Origin of the sequence: Bacillus salipaludis (assembly GCF_030938565.1) — a bacterium.
In the GTDB taxonomy this organism is placed as follows: domain Bacteria; phylum Bacillota; class Bacilli; order Bacillales; family Cytobacillaceae; genus Neobacillus; species Neobacillus salipaludis_A.
In genome coordinates, this window is sequence record NZ_JAVGVR010000001.1 from 545,001 (window position 1) to 560,000 (window position 15,000).

Genomic DNA, 15,000 nt, shown 5'->3' on the forward strand with positions numbered 1-15,000 from the left:
CAGCTTGTACAGGATAGGTAGGAGCCGTAGAAGCCGGAGCGCTAGCTTCGGTGGAGGCGTCGGTGGGATACTACCCTGGCTGTATTGAAATTCTAACCCGCACCCCTTATCGGGGTGGGAGACAGTGTCAGGTGGGCAGTTTGACTGGGGCGGTCGCCTCCTAAAGAGTAACGGAGGCGCCCAAAGGTTCCCTCAGAATGGTTGGAAATCATTCGCAGAGTGTAAAGGCATAAGGGAGCTTGACTGCGAGACCTACAAGTCGAGCAGGGACGAAAGTCGGGCTTAGTGATCCGGTGGTTCCGCATGGAAGGGCCATCGCTCAACGGATAAAAGCTACCCTGGGGATAACAGGCTTATCTCCCCCAAGAGTCCACATCGACGGGGAGGTTTGGCACCTCGATGTCGGCTCATCGCATCCTGGGGCTGTAGTCGGTCCCAAGGGTTGGGCTGTTCGCCCATTAAAGCGGTACGCGAGCTGGGTTCAGAACGTCGTGAGACAGTTCGGTCCCTATCCGTCGTGGGCGTAGGAAATTTGAGAGGAGCTGTCCTTAGTACGAGAGGACCGGGATGGACGCACCGCTGGTGTACCAGTTGTCTTGCCAAAGGCATCGCTGGGTAGCTATGTGCGGACGGGATAAGTGCTGAAAGCATCTAAGCATGAAGCCCCCCTCAAGATGAGATTTCCCATAGCGTCAAGCTAGTAAGATCCCTGAAAGATGATCAGGTTGATAGGTCAGAGGTGGAAGCGTGGCGACATGTGGAGCTGACTGATACTAATCGATCGAGGACTTAACCATAGTCTTAAGGTGAACTCGTTTTTACTAAAACTTCTTCTGTATTATCTAGTTTTGAGGGAATGATACCTCAAATAAATAGTCTGGCAATAATGGCGAGAAGGTCACACCCGTTCCCATACCGAACACGGAAGTTAAGCTTCTCAGCGCCGATGGTAGTTGGGGGCTGTCCCCCTGTGAGAGTAGGACGTTGCCAGGCATAATGAAGGACAACCTGACGAGGGTTGTCTTTTTTGTTATTTGAAAAAAGAAGTGACCATTATGATATTGTATTTAAAATAAAGCTGTGTAAGTAAAATATTGATTTTGAATAACGTTTGATTGGAACGGAAAGCACGAAGACTCCTGTGGGAGTACGGAACAGGGGAGACCCCACAGGAGCGAAGCGACGAGGAGACTCCCCGGACCGCCCACGAACCGCTTGTGCCTGGAGCGGAAATCAACAACATAGTTTAACGGAGCCTAAACAAAAGCCAGGCTCCTAATGTCCTGGTCGTTTCAATTCATTAAATACTCATAAATAAGAAATGGACCTTTTTTTAGGGTGCTATTTAAAAAGGATTGAATAAATGGGAAATCCTGATTAGGCATCATCTTCGTTAACTCACTCCACCATTCCGTTTCATAGCGGGCAATCATACTTAAGTTATAAAGAAGCAGATAATGAATTAAAAGTTCCGGAAAATGGAGAAATTCACTTTTTCGAATAGGGAGAACTAAGTGCCCTTTTTCCAAATGATATTTAAAGGGTGAACTGTTTTTCTGAAATGACCCATTAAACATGAAAGAAAGTCCTTCTTCGGAAAAGGAAATAGGATGCATAGATTTCGATGTCAAATACTCCTTTAGTCGATTTTCTGTCATATGGTAATGGTCTAATAATTTATCAGGAATTTCAAATTGTTCTCGTTCTCCCTGGTAGGGTATGCTTGAAAATGTCCTCGTTCCATCCAGTAAAAAAAATAAATCATCTAATTCAGGAATAAGTCTTAATAAATCCTCCATAATGACCTTTTCCCCTTCCAATTGTTTCATGTGAAACATTTTTTCTGACATGAAAGGAAAGAGTCCATTTTTTTGTAGTTTCACCTCATCAAGGAAGAATTGATAATTTTGCTTTTTCCGCTTTCTTGTTGAAACACCATGCGCTAACACACTTGTTGTTTCTGGATATGCCGGGTCAATAGTTAAAATACATGCCTTAATTAAATGAACCAAACCGTAAAAGAGAAGAATCGGTTTAAGAATCAGCGGAGACTTCTCTGCTTGTTCATAATAAATCTGTCCATGTTCCAAATAATATAAAAGGGCGTAACCGTTTTCATAGCTTTTTTGCTCAGGGTTTTCGATCATGCGTTTTTGATAATTGCGTTTTAAAAATAGCTGACAATATTCAGCTGAAAAGAAACACGAAAAGCTTTTCCAGTCTTTATAAGAGATATCCAATCTAAGATCACCTTTTTTCAGAATAATCAAATTAAAACTAGTTCCTTGACAGTATTTTGTCCAATTGATAACCTACAAATAAAAAAATTTGTCCTGGAGGCCTTAAAAATGTGGGAAAATAAATTTGTAAAAGAAGGATTAACCTTTGACGATGTCTTGTTAATTCCAGGTAAGTCTGAAATTCTGCCACGTGATGTAAATCTTCAAGTTGCGTTATCAGAAAACGTAAAGCTTAATATTCCAATTATGAGTGCTGGGATGGATACAGTAACTGAAGCTGAAATGGCTATTGCAATGGCACGCCAAGGCGGTTTAGGCATTATCCATAAAAATATGACCATTGAACAGCAGGCCGAGCAGGTTGAGAAGGTAAAAAGGTCAGAAAGCGGCGTTATTACAGATCCATTTTTCCTCACTCCTGAACATCAAGTATTTGATGCAGAGCACTTAATGGGGAAATATCGGATTTCAGGTGTTCCAATTGTCAATAATGAAGAGGAACAAAGACTAGTCGGCATCATTACAAATAGGGATCTCCGTTTTATACAGGATTACTCCTTTAAAATTTCAGATGTAATGACAAAGGAAGATCTTGTAACGGCACCTGTAGGGACAACATTGAAGGAAGCAGAAGAGATTTTGCAGCAGCATAAAATTGAAAAGCTGCCGCTAGTAGATCATGATGGGGTATTAAAAGGGTTAATTACCATAAAAGATATAGAGAAGGTTATTGAGTTTCCGAATTCAGCAAAGGATCGCCAAGGCCGTCTATTGGCTGGAGGAGCTGTCGGTGTTACAAAAGACACCATGATGAGGGTAGAGGCACTAGTTAAAGCGAATGTGGACGCCATAGTAGTCGATACAGCCCATGGTCATTCTAAGGGTGTCCTTGATACAGTAAAACAAATTAGAAGTGCTTACCCGGATTTAACTATTATTGCCGGGAACGTTGCAACAGCAGAAGCAACAAAGGATTTATTTGAGGCTGGCGCCGATGTGGTTAAAGTAGGTATCGGACCAGGTTCTATTTGTACAACCAGGGTCGTTGCTGGTGTAGGAGTTCCTCAGATTACAGCTGTTTATGATTGTGCAACCGAAGCAAGGAAACATGGCAAGACCATCATTGCCGATGGAGGAATAAAGTACTCCGGTGATATCGTTAAAGCACTTGCAGCTGGAGGCCACGCAGTTATGCTGGGAAGTCTGTTAGCGGGTGTATCTGAAAGTCCAGGGGAAACGGAAATCTTCCAAGGCAGAAGATTTAAAGTCTATCGTGGAATGGGCTCGGTCGCTGCTATGGAAAAGGGTTCAAAAGACCGTTATTTCCAAGAGGATAATAAGAAGTTTGTACCAGAGGGTATTGAAGGCCGCCTGCCTTATAAAGGCCCATTGGCGGAAACCGTTTATCAGTTAATTGGTGGATTACGTTCTGGTATGGGATATTGCGGGACAAAAGATTTAGAAGCATTACGAAACAACGCTCAGTTTATTCGGATGACAGGCGCTGGATTAAAAGAAAGCCATCCACATGATGTCCAAATAACTAAGGAAGCACCAAACTATTCTTTATAAGCTAAGCAGTTTGTAACATAGTAAGGAGGGACCATACCGCCCTCCTTTTTATTTTTGGAAAACAAATAGGTCTTTGCTCTGTCTATGATTTAAAGGGGAGTTATGTTAAAATAACCAAGGTGTATAAATTCGTTGGAGGGCATTATAGTGAATAAATATTTTTATAAAAAAAGTATTCCAGGCTTATTGGCATTAATTATGTTTTTTAGCCTATTTTCAGGCTTAAATAAAGCAGAAGCACAAGCGCCATTAAAGGTGAATGCTGATAGTGCAATTATTGTGGACGGAGAAACCGGAAAGGTTTTATACCAACAAAATGCTGACAGTTTACTTGGTATTGCCAGTATGTCAAAAATGATGACTGAATATATTCTGCTTGATGCCATTAAACATGGCAAGGTGAAGTGGGATCAACAGTATTCTGTGAGTGAGCTTGCTTATAAAATTTCACAAAATCGAAACCTATCAAATGTTCCATTAAGACGTGATGGTAAATATACAGTAAGAGAATTATATCAGGCAATGGCCATTTACTCTGCCAATGCTGCAACAATTGCTCTAGCAGAAGTGATTGCCGGTTCAGAAACAAACTTTGTAAAAATGATGAATGATAAAGCGAAACAATTGGGTTTAAAGAACTATAAATTTGTTAACTCTACTGGTTTAAATAATGGTGATTATTTTGGCCAGCAGCCTGCAGGGACAAGAGCTGATGAAGAAAATGTTATGTCCGCCTATACGGTGGCACAATTAGCCTTCCGCTTGATTCATGATTTCCCGGATGTATTAAAAACAGCTAGTATTCCAACCAAGAAGTTTCGAGAGGGTACAGATGACGAAATTAAGATGGATAACTGGAATTGGATGCTGCCAACATTAATTTACGGTTATCAAGGCATGGACGGTTTAAAAACAGGAACTACTGATTTTGCAGGAGCTTGTTTTACAGGGACTGCTATGAGGGATGGAAAAAGATTTATTACAGTTGTTCAAAATGCGAAAGATGCAAATGGAGCTACAAGCGATAAAAAGGCCCGTTTTGAAGAAACAAGAAAAATGATGGACTATGCCTTCAGTAATTTTAGCAAGGAAGAGATTGTCCCTTCCCATTTTCAAGTGAAGGGTCATAAAAACTTACCCGTGATTAAAGGTAAAGAAGACAGTGTTAAAATTTACTCCAAGTCAGCCATTGATATGATGGTTCTAAATGGCGAAAAACAAAATTATCAACCAGAATTGGTATTGGATAAAAATAAAATTAATAAAAAAGGTGAATTAACTGCACCAATTAAAAAAGGTGAAACCATTGGCTATTTGACGATTAAATCCAAAAAGGGCGACAAACTAAGTTACCTGAACAGTCAAGGGGAAAAGAGCATTAAAGTGGATGTGGTTGCCGCACAGGATGTAGAGAAAGCAAATTGGTTTGTTCTCATGATGAGAGGAGTCGGCAGCTTCTTCGGAGATGTTTGGGGCGGCATTTCTAAAACAGTTAAAGGCTGGTTTTAGAGGAATCTTTAATAGCAAAATATTTTGTATAATCTGGTTGCATTTAGTGGATAATTATAGTAGATTATTAAATACAAATCCTTAATATGTTTAAAGCAATGAGAGGAACTAGTAGCAGGAGTTTATTCTTAAGAGAGCCGGTGGCAGGTGAGAATCGGTGAATGGCGCTTGTGAATCCATCCTCGAGCAAGGTATGGAACCCTCCGATAAGGGGGCAGTAAATACTTTCGGCAGAAACCGTTAATTTTTTTCAAGGTGGGCAGACTTTTTCTGTCAACCAGGGTGGTAACGCGGGTAACTCTCGTCCCTGTTTTTAGGGGCGGGAGTTTTTTATTTTTTAGGCGCTGTTAAACTTGCTGTTGTTTTACGCTCTAGGCACTTCAGTCAACAGGTGTAAAATCAAATGGTCTTTAACACGGCCTATTTTAAAAAAGGAGTGGAAATATATGCTTGATATTAAATTATTAAGAGCTAATTTTACTGAAGTAAAAGAAAAACTTCAGCACCGTGGCGAGGACTTAACAGACCTTGGAAAATTTGAAGAACTGGACCAAAAAAGACGCGATCTAATTGTTGAATCTGAACAACTGAAAAGCAAGCGGAACGAGGTTTCCCAACAGGTGGCCGTTTTAAAGCGTGAAAAACAGGATGCTGACCATTTAATTAAAGAGATGCGCGAAGTTGGCGACAGGATTAAAACATTGGACGATGAGCTCCGCGGTGTTGAAGAAATATTGGAAATGTTATTGTTAAGCATTCCAAATATTCCTCATGAAAGCGTACCGGTTGGGGAAACGGAAGACGATAATGTAGAAATTAGACAATGGGGTAACGTAAGGGATTTCACCTTTGAACCAAAGCCGCACTGGGATATTGCAGACCACTTGGGCATCCTTGATTTTGAACGCGCGGGCAAAGTCACCGGCAGCCGTTTCGTGTTTTATAAAGGCCTTGGGGCTCGTTTAGAGCGGGCGCTCATGAACTTCATGCTGGACCTTCATGTCGATGAACATGGTTACAAGGAAATACTCCCTCCATATATGGTGAATCGCACAAGTATGACAGGAACAGGTCAGCTTCCAAAGTTTGCCGAAGATGCTTTCTTAATTGAAAGCGAGGATTACTTCCTGATTCCAACGGCGGAGGTGCCTGTTACCAATCTTCATAGGGATGAAATCTTAAGCGGTGAGGAGCTCCCTATTCGTTATGCGGCGTATAGTGCATGCTTCCGCTCAGAGGCCGGTTCTGCAGGACGTGATACTCGTGGCCTCATTCGCCAGCATCAATTTAATAAGGTTGAATTAGTGAAATTTGTGAAGCCGGAAGACTCTTACCATGAACTTGAAAAATTAACGAATGATGCGGAGAAAGTCCTTCAATTACTTGAACTTCCATACCGAGTATTAAGCATGTGCACGGGTGACCTTGGCTTTACCGCAGCTAAGAAGTACGATATTGAAGTATGGATTCCAAGCTACGGTACGTTCAGGGAAATTTCTTCTTGCAGTAACTTTGAAGCGTTCCAAGCAAGACGTGCTAATATTCGTTTCCGCCGTGATCCGAAAGCCAAGCCAGAGCATATTCATACATTAAATGGATCCGGGCTTGCAATTGGCAGAACCGTAGCGGCTATTTTAGAAAATTATCAACAGGAAGATGGCAGTGTGGTGATTCCTAAGGTTTTACAGCCATATATGGGCAGCCGCAGTGTAATAAAGTGAAACTTCAATCAGTGGGGGGTTTTTTATCCCCCACTGATTGTTAGTTGAACTAATCGGGCTTTTACGGGCATTTGACCCCTGCAGACTCTTCTTGTCTACGCTAAGCATTGAAGTAGGGGTCTTAGTGCCCGTTAATGCGGGATAATTCCAGAATAAGGTATATTTCGGACGGAGTTTTTCCGTCCGAAAAATTTCATTATTTTTGATTGACAATGAGAAGAATATATGATAAATTATTTTTTGTTGTCACGGAGGAATACCCAAGTCCGGCTGAAGGGATCGGTCTTGAAAACCGACAGGCGGGTTAAACCGCGCGGGGGTTCGAATCCCTCTTCCTCCGCCATAACTTTACTTAAATCGCGCATAAAAACTGGAGATAAAAAAATCGTTACAATTTATTGTAGCGATTTTTTTATGCACTTTTTTAGTGTTAAGACAGTTTAAATGGGTCACTGTAGAGAAAAGGGGCAAGGAATCAAGCGTTGATAAAGGTTATAGTGCCGGTAAAGAAGGGAAAGTCAGGAGCACGGTCACTGACAAGCGTCCATAGTGCCCGCAAAGAGGAAAAAGTAGAGGATGCGGTCACTAAGAAGTCCACATAGTACCGGTAAAGAAGGGAAAGTCAGGAGCACGGTCACTGACAAGCGTCCATAGTGCCCGCAAAGAGGAAAAAGTAGAGGATGCGGTCACTAAGAAGTCCACATAGTGCCCGTAAAGAAGGGAAAGTCAGGAGCACGGTCACCGACAAGTGTCCATAGTGCCCGCAAAGAGGAAAAAGTAGAGGATGCGGTCACTAAGAAGTCCACATAGTGCCCGTAAAGAAGAAAAAGTCAGGGGCACGGTCACTGACAAGCGTCCATAGTGCCCGCAAAGAAGGGAAAGTCAAGAGCACTGGCACCAACGAGGTCTCATAGTGCCAAAGATAAAGAAAAAGTAGAATAAAGCCTCATGAACTCATTAAGAAAGCACATACTGGTTACCCAATATGTGCCTTTTCTTTATTTAAGATTTCATTTAGTTTTTCTTCGACCTCACGGCAAACCTTTTTAGCATCCGCTTCACTTTTCACAACATCCGTAGTGTCCATATCAATAATAAGGACTTCACTTGCATCATACTGATTCAATACCCACTCATCATAGCCCTTCCACACCTCAAAATAGTATTCCTTCAATTCAGGGTTAATTTCGAAGCTGCGGCCGCGCGCCATGATGCGGTCAATTACCGTATCAAACGAACCTTTCAAGTAGACCATTAAGTCTGGAGCCTTTTTAGGGAGCTCTTTTAATTCTTCCATCATATTTTCAACAAGCTCTTCATATATTTTAAATTCCAGGTCGGAAATTCTGCCGAGATTCTTATTTACATATGCAAAATACCAATCTTCATAAATGGAGCGATCCTGAATCGTGTAAACCGGTTCCCTCCAGTTAATGCATTCCTTCACTGTTTTAAAACGTTTATTTAAGAAAAATAACTGTAAGAGGAAAGGGATTCTTTTTGCATCCAATTCTTCTGGAGTCAATTCATAATAGAGCGGGAGAATTGGATTATCATCCACCGCTTCATAAAACACCTTACTTTCAATTCCTTTATTTTTAAAGTGTCCACTTAAGGTGTCAGCTACACTTGTTTTTCCCAGGCCAATCATACCACCGATAACAATACTCACGAACATCCCCCTGTTCTTATAATGTATTAGACCAACTGTTTTGTTTTAATGAATTCGATAGTTTTTTAATAATATGCTGTAAGTCCTCTTCATTTTTTACAAAATCTAACGCATCGCCGTTAAAGCGGAGAACGGGTATTTCTGGATGTTCCTGTTCAAAGCTTGCCAGAGCATTTTCATAATCAATTGAAAGCTGCTCTAAATACAATGGGCTGATATTTTTCTCAACCTCTCGTCCTCTGAGCTTGATTCGCTTTAATAACGTATCAAGACTAGCATTCAAATAAATAATGACATTAGGCTTTTGCATATCGGAAGTCAAAATTTGATAAATTTTGTAGTATTTCTCGTATTCTTGTTTATTCAGGGTCCGAGAAGCAAAAATCAAATTTTTAAAAATATTATAATCAGCTACTACCGCTTGATTTTTACTTAGATAATGAGTGCTGATATCCCCTAATTGTTTAAAGCGATTGCAGAGAAAAAACATTTCCGTCTGGAAACTCCATTCCTCTATGTTTTCATAAAATTTCCCTAAAAATGGATTCTCATCAACAATCTCTTTTAACAAAGCAAAATGAAAATGGTCTGAAATGGCTTTTGCAAGAGATGTTTTACCTACACCAATCGGCCCTTCAACGGTAATAAAGGGTGTATCCCCCATTGTATATCCTCCCTCTCCACTGCCTGATCTTTCTATAATGAACCAGTCTAAAAACCGGGTCTTTTTTACTGTCTTTTTAAAAGTGACACAAAGAATATTTTATCATAATCTTAAGCAGGAAGGGATATGGAATATTTTTTGAGATGTTAGTTTTTTATCGAATAAAAGAAAAAACTGCCGAATAGGGGCAGTTTATGCTCTTTTTGTTACGTTAAAATTGTCAACGATTAACAGCCAGTTTTGCGGGAAGGATAATCCTAATTTCCAATAGCTCATCCCCCGTAATTTTAATTCCTTAATTAAATCAAATTTTGCTTGGATGGAGCGGGCATCTTCAAACCAGACTTCATGCTGCTTGCCACTCTGAGTATATTTAAAAAACGGTGCTTGTGCCTTTGAATCATATTCAATTGGTACATTATGCGTGGCGGCAAGTTGAATCGCCTGTTGCGGGCTGACAGCTTTCGCAACTGAGCCTTGAACAAACGGCAATGTCCAGTCATAGCCATAAAGATTTTGCCCCATGAGAATCTTATTTGAAGGCATTTCACTGATGGCATACTCTAAAACCCTTCTAACAGGCCCTATGGGGGAAACCGCCATGGCAGGGCCGCCGCTATAGCCCCATTCATAGGTCATGATGACAACAAAATCAGAAATTTGCCCATGCGCTTTATAATCATGGCCTTCATACCATTTTCCTTTTTGCGTTGCACTTGTCTTTGGGGCAAGAGCCGTGGACATTAACCAGCCTTCATTTTTAAAGCGGGCCTTTGCCTTTCGTAAGAACGTATTATAAGCCTCACGGTCAGCAGGACGTAAATACTCAAAATCAAAATGAATATCTCTAAAGCCATACTTTTTAGCGGTTGCGACAATATTATTTAAAAATTTATCCTGAATGGCCATGTCTGTAAGTAAAATACGCCCCAACTCGTCACTAAATTGATCATTCTCCTGATTGTTAATGACCATCATCAAAACAACCTGATGGGATTTTGCAATCTCAGGGAAATTGTTTAATAATGGCTCTTTTAATGTTCCGTCGCGGTGGACCTGAAAGCTAAAAGGAGCCAAATAGGTCAAATATGGTGCTGCCTCTCTAGCGCTGCTTTCAAGGACGGGAGCAACAGTGGTCCCACGAGGTTCAACATAGGCATTAAAATCAGCAGGTCTTTTTTTCCCTTGAGGGATATAGAGCCGTAGACCTACAGAGAGCGGTTGTGTGGCTGATATACGATTAATAGTGGCAAGCTGCTGATAAGGAACTCCCACCTTTTGTGCAATACTATATAGGGTCTCTCCCTGTTTAACAGTATAAAAACTCCCGATAATTGGAATCACAATTGCCTGCCCAATTACAAGATTATTTGGATTTGGTAATTCATTCGCATCGATGATATCTTGAACGGTAGTACGATAAGCCTGGGCAATTGTTGTTAAGGATTCATTTCTTTGAACCACATGAATTTGCATGCTTTTCCCTCCTAACGCACATACGCTACAACAATCATATGAGCGTAAAAGAGGTTACATGATATAATTTTTAGCAGTTGCGGGCTGAATATTTGCTTTTAGTACATTTTGCATCATTGTTAAAGCATATTGATTATCTTGGTCATCTGCAGAGGCGATGCAGTTTTCCGGGACGTAAAGCTGAAATTCACGCATATAGGCGTCATTTGCGGTAAACAAAACACAAATATTTCCGGCAATGCCAGAGAGAATCAATGTGTTCACCTTTAATTGATGGAGCAGAGTATTTAGAGCAGTGCCGTAAAATGCAGAATGCTTTGGTTTAATTAAAAAATAATCATGTTCTTCCGGAAGCAATATTTCAAACACAGGCTGACTATACTGATTTCTACACAGTTCAATTATTTTTGTATATTCTGCCCGCCATAAATTATAGTGGTCATTAATAAAAATGACCGGTAGACCTTTTTCATTAAAGTTCTTCTTTAATTTTTTTATAGGATGGGCAATTTGCAGGGCCTTTTTTGCCAAAATTGGCCCGTGGGAAAAATCAAAGTTATTAATCATATCGATAATGATGAGTGCAGGATGGATATCCTTCATTAAATTACCTCCTCCTATTTTATAGTGTGGAAAGAGCCAATCAATCTTATCCTTGAAAGGAACAAATGATGACGGTGGATGTTAATCTAGATGAATACTATATGAAAGAAGCAATAAAGGAAGCGAAGAAGGCAGAGGCACTAAATGAGGTTCCGATTGGGGCCGTCATAGTCCTAGGGGATGAAATTATTTCCCGTGGCCATAATTTAAGAGAGAATGAACAATCTGCGATTGCGCATGCAGAGCTGCTGGCGATTGATCAGGCCTGCCGTAAAACAGGATCATGGCGACTTGAGGATGCTACCCTTTATGTAACATTGGAGCCTTGCCCTATGTGTTCCGGTGCTATTATTTTGTCCCGAATCAAAAGAGTGGTATATGGAGCACCCGATCCAAAGGGCGGTTGTGCAGGGACCTTTATGAATCTCCTTCAGGATGAAAGATTCAATCACCAAAGTGAGGTAACTCAAGGTGTTTTGGAGGAGGAGTGCGGCCAGTTGTTATCTTCCTTTTTTCGTGCAATCCGGGAGAGGAAAAAAGCAGAAAAGCGTAGGGAAAGGCAAGGGCAGATGGACGGGTTTACAAATATTGACATCGGATAAGCGTTGCATTTTCTCATAAATGTTAGTATACTAAAAAAGTGTCAGATATGACGCATTAAAAATTGTTATCAACTTTGCCGTGCTAGGCGGGGAGGTAGCGGTGCCCTGTACTCGCAATCCGCTCTAGCGAGGCTGAATCCCTTCCCGAGGCTCGTGACCTGTAGGGTCTGCCTTAAGTAAGTGGTGTTGACGCCCGGGTCCTGCGCAATGGGAATCCATGAACCATGTCAGGTCCGGAAGGAAGCAGCATTAAGTGGACGCTCTCATGTGCCGCAGGGTTGCCTGGGTCGAGCTAACTGCTTAAGTAACGCTTATGGGCGCCAGTCGAAGGAAGGTGCACGGCAGTTTAATTACATATTTTTTAGGAAATTACTCATCTCAGAAAAAATGGGATGAGTTTTTTTGTATATTCTAATATTTTCACTTCTTAATTAGATACGTTATAATGAAAAAAGCAGAAGCCTAGACAACAAAAGTTGATGAAAATTTGAGAAGGGGGCGATGTCCATTGGCTTATCAGGCTTTATATCGTGTTTGGCGGCCTCAAACCTTTATCGATGTCGTAGGACAGGAGCATGTGACCAAGACATTGCAAAACGCCCTGCTTCAACAGAAAATTTCACATGCTTATTTATTTTCAGGCCCAAGAGGAACAGGGAAGACCAGTGCAGCTAAAATCTTGGCAAAAGCGGTTAATTGTGAGCATTCGCCTGTTGCAGAACCTTGTAACGAATGTGCTGCATGTCGGGGAATTACTGATGGAACAATCTCGGATGTTTTAGAATTTGATGCAGCTTCAAACTCACGCGTTGAAGAAATGAGAGACGTACTCGATAAGGTAAAGTTCGCTCCCACTGCCGTCAAATATAAGGTCTATATCATTGATGAAGTGCATATGCTATCCATTAGCGCCTTCAATGCCTTATTAAAAACGTTAGAGGAACCACCCAAGCATGTAATTTTTATTCTGGCGACAACCGAGCCTCATAAAATCCCACTAACGATTATTTCAAGATGTCAGCGTTTTGACTTTAGAAGGATTACAGCAGGGTCGATTGTAAAGAGAATGAAGCTAATTGTTGATGAAACGGGTGTAGATTGCGAGGAACAAGCACTGCAAATGATTGCTAGGGCAGCAGAAGGTGGTATGCGTGATGCATTAAGCTTACTGGACCAGGCAATATCGTTTAGTCAAGACCGTGTAACAGTAGAGGATGCACTAACCGTAACAGGATCTGTGTCACAAGGATTTTTATATAAGTTGGCTCATGCTTTTCAAGAAAAGGATGTTGCAAGTGGATTAGAAGCGTTAGAGGAGCTTTTATTTCATGGAAAAGACCCGGCTCGTTTTATTGAGGATTTAATTCTATTCTATCGGGATTTACTTCTCTATAAGACTGCCCCCAATCTTGAGGAATCCTTAGAAAGAGTGACGCTTGACAATGAATTTCAAAAAATGGCGGAAACGATCCCTACTGAACAAATTTATCTGATGATTGACCAACTAAATAAAACACAGCAGGAAATGCGTTGGACCAATCATCCGAGAATCTTTCTAGAGGTTGCAATCGTAAAGTTGTGCCAAATCGAAACCAAACATTCTGATCAGGCTGCACCTGGGCAAATCTCTCAGCTTCTAGCAAAAATAGAACAGCTTGAAGATGACCTGCGGCAATTAAAAACGAATGGAATACAGGCAGCACAGGAAGCTCCTGCACCTGTACAAAAAACAGCACCTAGGACATCAAGAAAAGGATTCCAGCCTGCTGTTGGCAAGATAAATGAAGTTTTAAAACTTGCGACTAAAAATGATATCAATCAAATTAAAAGTAATTGGGCGGAAATGCGGTCACGGCTAATGAAATCACACGCAGCCTTATTAAATGAGGCTGAGCCTGTGGCAGCTTCGTCCACTGCTTTTATTTTAAAATTCAAGCATGAAATTCACTGCCAAATGGCCATGGATAACAACCGCTTTATTGAAACGGTCATGTCTGCACTACAAGAGTTAACCGGCCATCGGTTTACAATCCTTGGAGTGCCTGAAGATCAATGGTTGTCCATTCGGGAAGGTTTTCTAAGTCATCAACATGCTGAAGATGGAGAAGGGAAAGACTCCCAAGAGGGGGAGCAACCCCACATATCTGAAGCGAAAAAACTATTTGGTGCTGAATTTGTAGAAGTTATTGACTAATAAAAATGGAGGTAATGTAAATGATGCGTGGCGGCGGAATGGGAAATATGCAAAATATGATGAAGCAGATGCAAAAGATGCAAAAGAAAATGGCGGAGGCACAGGAAGAACTAGGTAAACAGCAAATTGAAGGTACTGCCGGCGGAGGGATGGTTACCGTCATCGTCTCCGGTCATAAAGAAGTATTAGAGGTTAAAATCAATCCTGAAGCTGTTGACCCTGATGATGTAGAAATGCTTCAAGACTTGGTGCTTGCTGCAACAAATGATGCACTTAAAAAGGCAGAAGAATTAACCAACAATACAATGGGACAATTCACTAAAGGAATGAATCTTCCTTTTTAATGTCCGACATTAGCGCTTGTAGGGGTGCATACGCATTTCTAAGGAGAGGAATAATATAAAATGCATTATCCAGAACCGATCTCAAAGCTGATTGACAGCTTTATGAAATTGCCAGGTATCGGTCCGAAAACGGCCGCTCGTCTGGCCTTTTTTGTCTTAAGCATGAAAGAAGACACTGTATTAGATTTCGCTAAGGCGCTTGTAAATGCCAAACGTAATTTAACTTATTGCTCAACCTGCGGTCATATTACTGATCAAGATCCCTGCTATATTTGTGAAGACGAGCGAAGGGACAGGAGTATCATCTGTGTTGTTCAAGACCCTAAAGATGTTATTGCAATGGAAAAAATGAAGGAATTTAATGGTTTATATCATGTCCTTCATGGAGCCATTTCACCAATGG

The 15,000-nt window shown here is 41.1% G+C and carries 12 protein-coding genes, 1 tRNA gene, 2 rRNA genes, 1 other RNA gene and 1 other annotated feature (2 of these 17 running past the window's edge); of the genes, 11 read left to right on the plus strand and 5 right to left on the minus strand.

The window, feature by feature from the left end; translation table 11 throughout:
- Together RCG21_RS02605 and rrf are read left to right on the plus strand one after the other, a co-directional pair.
- Nucleotides 1-797 (plus strand): 23S ribosomal RNA (locus RCG21_RS02605) (it extends 2,139 nt beyond the left edge of the window).
- A 79-nt stretch (nt 798-876) separates the two neighbouring features.
- A 5S ribosomal RNA gene (gene rrf / locus RCG21_RS02610) occupies nt 877-993 on the plus strand.
- A 299-nt stretch (nt 994-1,292) separates the two neighbouring features.
- Here rrf and RCG21_RS02615 read toward each other — a convergent pair.
- A complete protein-coding gene (locus tag RCG21_RS02615) occupies nt 1,293-2,240 on the minus strand; it encodes a YaaC family protein (protein WP_133340150.1) in 948 nt (315 codons plus the stop codon).
- A 108-nt stretch (nt 2,241-2,348) separates the two neighbouring features.
- On the opposite strand from RCG21_RS02615, the gene guaB reads away from it, so the two are divergent.
- The 4 genes from guaB (at nt 2,349) to RCG21_RS02635 (ending at nt 7,385) form a co-directional block, all read left to right on the plus strand.
- Nucleotides 2,349-3,812, plus strand: coding sequence for an IMP dehydrogenase (gene guaB / locus RCG21_RS02620; RefSeq protein WP_133340152.1), 1,464 nt, complete (start codon nt 2,349-2,351; stop codon nt 3,810-3,812).
- 198 nt (nt 3,813-4,010) lie between these two features.
- Entirely contained in the window at nt 4,011-5,321 is a 1,311-nt protein-coding gene (locus RCG21_RS02625; protein ID WP_208025443.1) for a D-alanyl-D-alanine carboxypeptidase family protein, read from the plus strand.
- 89 nt (nt 5,322-5,410) lie between these two features.
- Nucleotides 5,411-5,633: a binding site (T-box leader), on the plus strand.
- Between the two features lie 134 nt (nt 5,634-5,767).
- Nucleotides 5,768-7,042 (plus strand): serine--tRNA ligase, encoded by a 1,275-nt coding sequence (gene serS, locus RCG21_RS02630; RefSeq protein ID WP_133340156.1) that lies wholly within the window; start codon nt 5,768-5,770, stop codon nt 7,040-7,042.
- Nucleotides 7,043-7,292: 250 nt separating this feature from the next.
- Nucleotides 7,293-7,385 (plus strand) — tRNA-Ser (locus RCG21_RS02635).
- Between the two features lie 633 nt (nt 7,386-8,018).
- On the opposite strand, the gene RCG21_RS02640 is transcribed toward RCG21_RS02635, so the two are convergent.
- The 4 genes from RCG21_RS02640 to RCG21_RS02655 form a co-directional block, all read right to left on the minus strand.
- A complete protein-coding gene (locus RCG21_RS02640) occupies nt 8,019-8,720 on the minus strand; it encodes a deoxynucleoside kinase (protein WP_208025442.1) in 702 nt (233 codons plus the stop codon).
- A 10-nt stretch (nt 8,721-8,730) separates the two neighbouring features.
- Entirely contained in the window at nt 8,731-9,378 is a 648-nt protein-coding gene (locus tag RCG21_RS02645) for a deoxynucleoside kinase (RefSeq protein WP_133340162.1), read from the minus strand.
- A 192-nt stretch (nt 9,379-9,570) separates the two neighbouring features.
- Entirely contained in the window at nt 9,571-10,854 is a 1,284-nt protein-coding gene (locus tag RCG21_RS02650; RefSeq protein ID WP_133340164.1) for a LysM peptidoglycan-binding domain-containing protein, read from the minus strand.
- Nucleotides 10,855-10,908: 54 nt separating this feature from the next.
- Nucleotides 10,909-11,457 (minus strand): cysteine hydrolase family protein, encoded by a 549-nt coding sequence (locus RCG21_RS02655; RefSeq protein WP_133340166.1) that lies wholly within the window; start codon nt 11,455-11,457, stop codon nt 10,909-10,911.
- A gap of 68 nt (nt 11,458-11,525) precedes the next feature.
- Between RCG21_RS02655 and tadA the strand changes: the two genes are divergently transcribed.
- From tadA to recR, 5 genes are all read left to right on the plus strand, one after another.
- The gene (gene tadA / locus RCG21_RS02660) at nt 11,526-12,059 is read left to right on the plus strand and encodes a tRNA adenosine(34) deaminase TadA (RefSeq protein ID WP_372512741.1); all 534 of its coding nucleotides are present in this window, start codon (nt 11,526-11,528) and stop codon (nt 12,057-12,059) included.
- A gap of 77 nt (nt 12,060-12,136) precedes the next feature.
- Nucleotides 12,137-12,401, plus strand: an RNA gene (gene ffs / locus RCG21_RS02665) — signal recognition particle sRNA large type.
- A 166-nt stretch (nt 12,402-12,567) separates the two neighbouring features.
- Nucleotides 12,568-14,253 carry a DNA polymerase III subunit gamma/tau gene (gene dnaX / locus RCG21_RS02670; protein WP_133340169.1) on the plus strand — a complete coding sequence of 562 codons (1,686 nt, stop codon included), beginning with the start codon at nt 12,568-12,570 and terminating at the stop codon, nt 14,251-14,253.
- Between the two features lie 20 nt (nt 14,254-14,273).
- On the plus strand, nt 14,274-14,597 hold the full coding sequence (locus RCG21_RS02675) for a YbaB/EbfC family nucleoid-associated protein (protein ID WP_372512556.1): 324 nt from the start codon (nt 14,274-14,276) through the stop codon (nt 14,595-14,597).
- 60 nt (nt 14,598-14,657) lie between these two features.
- Nucleotides 14,658-15,000, plus strand: partial view of a recombination mediator RecR gene (recR, locus tag RCG21_RS02680; RefSeq protein WP_133340171.1) — the 5' portion only. Its footprint extends 254 nt past the window's final position; only the first 343 of its 597 coding nucleotides appear in the window; it begins with the start codon at nt 14,658-14,660; its stop codon lies off the right edge, out of view.

Coding starts and splice junctions, on each gene's coding strand:
- RCG21_RS02675 (WP_372512556.1), top strand. CDS start 14,274: ATGATGCGTGGCGGCGGAATGGGAAATATGCAAAATATGATGAAGCAG.
- serS (WP_133340156.1), top strand. CDS start 5,768: ATGCTTGATATTAAATTATTAAGAGCTAATTTTACTGAAGTAAAAGAA.
- RCG21_RS02640 (WP_208025442.1), bottom strand. CDS start 8,720: ATGTTCGTGAGTATTGTTATCGGTGGTATGATTGGCCTGGGAAAAACA.
- guaB (WP_133340152.1), top strand. CDS start 2,349: ATGTGGGAAAATAAATTTGTAAAAGAAGGATTAACCTTTGACGATGTC.
- RCG21_RS02655 (WP_133340166.1), bottom strand. CDS start 11,457: ATGAAGGATATCCATCCTGCACTCATCATTATCGATATGATTAATAAC.
- RCG21_RS02625 (WP_208025443.1), top strand. CDS start 4,011: ATGTTTTTTAGCCTATTTTCAGGCTTAAATAAAGCAGAAGCACAAGCG.
- tadA (WP_372512741.1), top strand. CDS start 11,526: ATGACGGTGGATGTTAATCTAGATGAATACTATATGAAAGAAGCAATA.
- RCG21_RS02650 (WP_133340164.1), bottom strand. CDS start 10,854: ATGCAAATTCATGTGGTTCAAAGAAATGAATCCTTAACAACAATTGCC.
- RCG21_RS02645 (WP_133340162.1), bottom strand. CDS start 9,378: ATGGGGGATACACCCTTTATTACCGTTGAAGGGCCGATTGGTGTAGGT.